Origin of the sequence: Streptomyces adustus (assembly GCF_009377175.1) — a bacterium.
Classification (GTDB): Bacteria; Actinomycetota; Actinomycetes; order Streptomycetales; family Streptomycetaceae; genus Streptomyces; species Streptomyces adustus.
Genome location: NZ_VJZD01000414.1, coordinates 1 through 4,686, shown reverse-complemented (window position 1 = coordinate 4,686; position 4,686 = coordinate 1). Strand labels below are relative to the sequence as shown.

General features: G+C 75.4%; 4 protein-coding genes. 3 read left to right on the top strand and 1 reads right to left on the bottom strand.

The genetic code is table 11. The features are described 5' to 3' along the window. Positions 1–1,430: RNB domain-containing ribonuclease (locus FNH09_RS44675; RefSeq protein ID WP_238427472.1), on the top strand; the 1,430-nt coding region annotated here is incomplete at its 5' end. Between the two features lie 128 nt (positions 1,431–1,558). Here FNH09_RS44675 and FNH09_RS44670 read toward each other — a convergent pair. After that, the gene (locus tag FNH09_RS44670; protein ID WP_152895593.1) at positions 1,559–3,112 is read right to left on the bottom strand and encodes an FAD-dependent monooxygenase; all 1,554 of its coding nucleotides are present in this window, start codon (positions 3,110–3,112) and stop codon (positions 1,559–1,561) included. 88 nt (positions 3,113–3,200) lie between these two features. Here FNH09_RS44670 and FNH09_RS44665 point away from each other — a divergent pair, with 88 nt between their 5' ends. Continuing rightward, a complete protein-coding gene (locus tag FNH09_RS44665; RefSeq protein ID WP_338017872.1) occupies positions 3,201–3,875 on the top strand; it encodes a TetR/AcrR family transcriptional regulator in 675 nt (224 codons plus the stop codon). 254 nt (positions 3,876–4,129) lie between these two features. Further along, positions 4,130–4,686 (top strand): AraC family ligand binding domain-containing protein (locus FNH09_RS44660; RefSeq protein ID WP_162470051.1); only part of this gene is annotated, 557 nt, incomplete at its 3' end.

Genomic DNA, 4,686 nt, shown 5'->3' with positions numbered 1-4,686 from the left:
CCCTCCGCGTGCCCGGCGCCCCCGAAGCCCCGCTGCGGACCGCCCTCACCGCGCTGCGCGCCAGGCTCGGCACACCCGAGGGCTTCCCGCCCGCGGTCCTGGCCGAGGCGGACCGCGCGGGGGCGGCCCCCGCGCCGCCCGGCATCGACGCCACCGACGTCCCCTTCCTCACCATCGACCCGCCCGGCTCCGCCGACCTCGACCAGGCACTGCACCTGTCCCGGACGGCCACCGGCTACCGCGTCCGGTACGCCATCGCCGACGTCGCCGGTTTCGTCGTACCGGGCGGAGCGGTGGACGCGGAGGCCCAGCGGCGGGTGACCACGCTGTACTTCCCGGACGAACGGGTCCCGCTGCACCCGCCGTCGCTCGGCGAGGGCGCCGCGAGCCTGCTCCCGGGCCGGGCGCGCCCGGCCGTGCTGTGGACGATCGACCTCGACGCGGACGGCCGCAAGCTCGTCGCCGACGTGCGCCGGGCCCTCGTGCGCAGCCGGGCCGCACTCGACTACGCGGGCGTGCAGCGGCAGCTCGACGCGGGCACCGCCGAGGAGCCCCTCGCGCTGCTGGAGACCGTCGGAAGGCTGCGCGCACGGCTGGAGGTCGAACGCGGCGGGATCTCGCTCGACGTGCCCGAGCAGGAGATCGTCCGGCACGACCACACCTACCGGCCGACCTACCGCGTCCCGCTCCCCGCCGAGAGCTGGAACGCCCAGATCTCACTGCTCACCGGCATGACGGCGGCCGAACTGATGCTGATGTACGGCACCGGCGTGCTGCGCACCCTGCCCGCCGCGCCGGACGGCGCCGTGGGCAGGCTGCGCCGTACCGCGCACGCTCTGCACATCGAGTGGCCGCACCATGTCTCGTACGCGGCGCTCATCCGCTCCCTCGACCCGCACCTGCCGCGGCACGCGGCCTTCCTCCAGGAGTGCACGACCCTGCTGCGCGGCGCCGGCTACACGGTGTTCCGGGACGGCGACCTGCCCGCCGCCGCCACCCACGCGGCCGTCGCCGTGCCCTACGCCCACTGCACGGCCCCGCTGCGCCGGCTCGCCGACCGGTACGCCTCCGAGCTCTGTCTCGCGGCCGGTGCGGGCCAGGCCCCGCCCGAGTGGGTGCTCGCCGCCCTGGACACGCTGCCCGCGCGGATGCGGGACGGCAGTCGACGCGCGGCCGCGGTGGAACGCGGCTCTGTGGACATCGTCGAGGCGATGGTGCTCGCCGACCGGGTCGGGGACCTCTTCGACGGTTGCGTGGTGGACGTCGAGGAGCACCGGCCGACCGTGGGAACCGTCCGGCTGGCGGACCCGGCGGTGGTCGGGCGGATCGAGGACGAGCGGGGCCAGCCCCTGCCGCTGGGGGAGCGGCTGCGGGTCCGCCTCACCCACGCCGACCCGCTCGCCCCGCACGTACGCTTCACCCCGGCCTGACGGCCGCAGCCTCCTGACGGCCGCAGCTTCCTGACGGCCGCAGCCTCGTGACGGCCGCCGTCCCCTGACGACCGTCGCCGCGCCCGCTCTCGCGTCGCGGCGTGCCCCGGTCGGGAGGCGGAGGGCGGTCAGGAGACGGCGGAGGGCTCGCCGAACCACCTGGTGAGCGCGTCGGCGAGGCCGTCCCCGTCGGCCGTGCCGCCGTCCGCCGCCCAGGCGACGTACCCGTCCGGACGCACCAGCAGCCCCGCGAGGTCCGGCCGGGCCGCGCAGCCGGCGGTGACGACGTCGACCCGGTCGCCGTGGCCGTCGGCGCGCGCCCGCAGCTTGGGGTCGTCGGCGAGGTCGAGGAGCAGACCCCGCCCGCCGTGCAGCCGGTCCGCGAGCCGGCCGCCGTCGGCGAGTTCCAGGTCGGGGGCGCTGTGCCCGACCAGCGGATGACCGCCGGGCAGGTCGTAGCGCTGCCAGACGCCGGAGATCTTCTTGACCAGGTGGGTGGTGCCGTCGACCGTCCCCGCGAGGTCGGTGACCACCGCGTGCAGGGCGCGCGCGTGCGACTCGGGGCGCATCAGCGCGATCTGGGCCCGTGTCCAGTCGAGCACCCAGGCGCCGATCGGATGCCGTTCGGCGGTGTAGGAGTCCAGCAGGTCCGCCGGGGCCCACCCGCGCACCACCGCGGCGAGCTTCCAGCCGAGGTTCATCGCGTCCCCGACGCCGAGGTTCAGCCCCTGCCCGCCGAACGGCGAGTGCACATGCGCCGCGTCGCCCGCGAGCAGCACCCGGCCCGCGCGATAGCTGCTCGCCTGACGGCAGTTGTCGGTGAAGCGGGTCGCCGTGCGCACCTCGGTCACCGTGACGTCGACGCCGGACACATGGCGAACGCTGTCCTGGAGCTCCTCGGCGGTGACGGGCGCGTCGCGGTCCACGGGCGGCCCGTCGAAGCGGACGGCGAGGACGCGGCCGGGCATCGGGCCATGGGCGTACGTACCGGTGGCCGTGGTGTGCCAGCCGGTGCCGAGCCCCTCGGCGCCGGTCATCGTGACCATGGCCTGATGACCGGTGATCTCCGGGGCGGTGCCGGGGAAGTCGAACCCGGCGAGCTTGCGCACGGTGCTGCGGCCGCCGTCGCAGCCGACCAGCCAGCCCGCCCGGACCGTCCCGGGCGCCGTTCCGTCGGTGGGCGCCAGACGCACCGTCACCCCGTCGTCGTCGGTGTCGAAACCGGTCAGCCCGACGCCCCGGCGCACCTCGACCCCCAGGCCGTCCGCGTGCCCGGCGAGCAGTCGTTCCAGGGCCGCCTGCGGGACGAGGCCGACGTCACCGGCCGGCCCGAGGTCCGCGAAGGCCGGGTCGGAGTCGTCGACCAGGTCGCCGCGCAGCATGATCCCGGCGAAGTGCCCGGCGAACCTCGGCGGCGGCGAGGCGTTCTCGCCGCCGCGCTGCCGCATGAACTCCCGGAAGCCGCTCATCGCCCGCTCCTGCACCTCGGTCAGGGCGGGCAGCAGACCCCGTCGGTCCAGCGCCACGGAGGTGGGGATGTTGATCGCGCCCGCCTTGATCGTCTCGTCGACCTCCGTCAGCCGTTCGACGATCAGCACCCGCGCTCCGCCGAGCGCCAGCTCGCAGCCCAGCATCAGCCCGGTGGGGCCCGCCCCGGCCACCACCACGTCGTAATCGCTCATGTCCGCCTCCCGGCCGCGTAAGAGTGTCCGTGCCTCGCTCACCTCTTCACTGTAGTCACTAAAACTTTGTATTCGCTACACTCTTCTTGTGGCGAACGACCCGGCAGACCGGAAAGAAGAGAGCGCGCGGAACGAGACCGCGCCGTCCTCCCTGCGCGAGCGCAAGAAGCGGGCCACCCGGCAGCGGATCTCGGACCTCGCCACCGGGCTCTTCGTGGAGCGCGGCTTCGACCAGGTGACCGTCGCCGAGATCGCCCGCGCCGCCGACGTCTCCGCCATGACCGTCTTCAACCACTTCCCGCGCAAGGAGGACCTCTTCCTCGACCGCATCCCCGAGGCCGTCGAGCTGTTCACCGAGGCCGTACGGCGCCGCGGCCCCGACGAGAGCCCCCTTGCCGCGCTGCGCCGCCTGGTGCTGACCCTCCTCGACCGGCACCACCCGCTGTCCGCCGTCGACGACCGCTTTCCCGGCTTCTGGCGGATCGTCGTGGACTCGCCCGCGCTGCGCGCCCGGGCCCGGGAGGGCGTCGAGGAGGTGGAGGAGGCGCTGGCGGCGGTGCTGGCGGAGACCGCCCCGGACCTGGACGACCCCCGTCTCGTCGCGGCCCTGACCGTCGCCGCCTACCGGACGGTCTACCTCACCTCCGCGACCCGACTGCTCGCGGGCGAGCGCGCGGCCGACATCACCGACGACCACCGGGCCCGGGTGGACGCCGCCTTCGACGCGCTGGAGCGGGCGGTCGCAGGCCTCCGGGACGGCTGACACCGGCCGCGCCGCACCGCCGCACCGCCGCGCCCGGCGCCGGGCGCCCCGAAGCCGCACCCCGGCGTCCGCTCCGAAACCGCGCTCCTGGAAACCGCGCTCCTGGAAACCGCGCTCCTGGAAACCGTGCTCCCGGACCGGCATGGATCCGCCCCTCGCGGACGTTGCACCATCCGCAGGGCGGCCGAGGGATCGCCAGGGGCGGGTACGGGCAGCCATGGGGGTGCCGCAGTACGGAATTAAGGGGGTGCCGGGTGGCCGAGGAAGCGCTGTGGACACGGACGCGGCTGGGCCGCGGCGGGCCGCCCCTGGACCTGCTGACCGCCTCCTTCGACAAGCACGTCTACGCCCCGCACGCGCACGAGGAGTTCACCGTCGGCGTCTGCGTCGGGGGCTCCGAGATCATCGACTACCGCGGCGGCCACATCCACAACGGGCCGGGCGCCATCGTCGTCCTGGCCCCGGGCGAGATGCACACCGGCGGCCCCGCCAACAGCACCGACGGCTACGCCTACCGGGCCCTGTACGCGCTGCCGTCCCTGCTCGCCGACGGCGTCCTCGGCACCGGCCTGCCGCACTTCCGCGACCCCGTCCTCGACGACCCCGAACTGGCCGCGGCCCTGCGCCTGGCCCACACCGAGCTCAGCGCCTGCCCCGACCCGCTGGAGAGCGAGTCCCGGCTGCCCTGGCTGCTCACCGCCCTGGCCCGGCGCCACTCCACGGCCCGCGCGGCCGACGACACCGTCCCCGGCGCCGCGCAGATCGCGCACCTCGTGCGCGACCGCCTCGCCGACGAACTCCTCGCCCCACC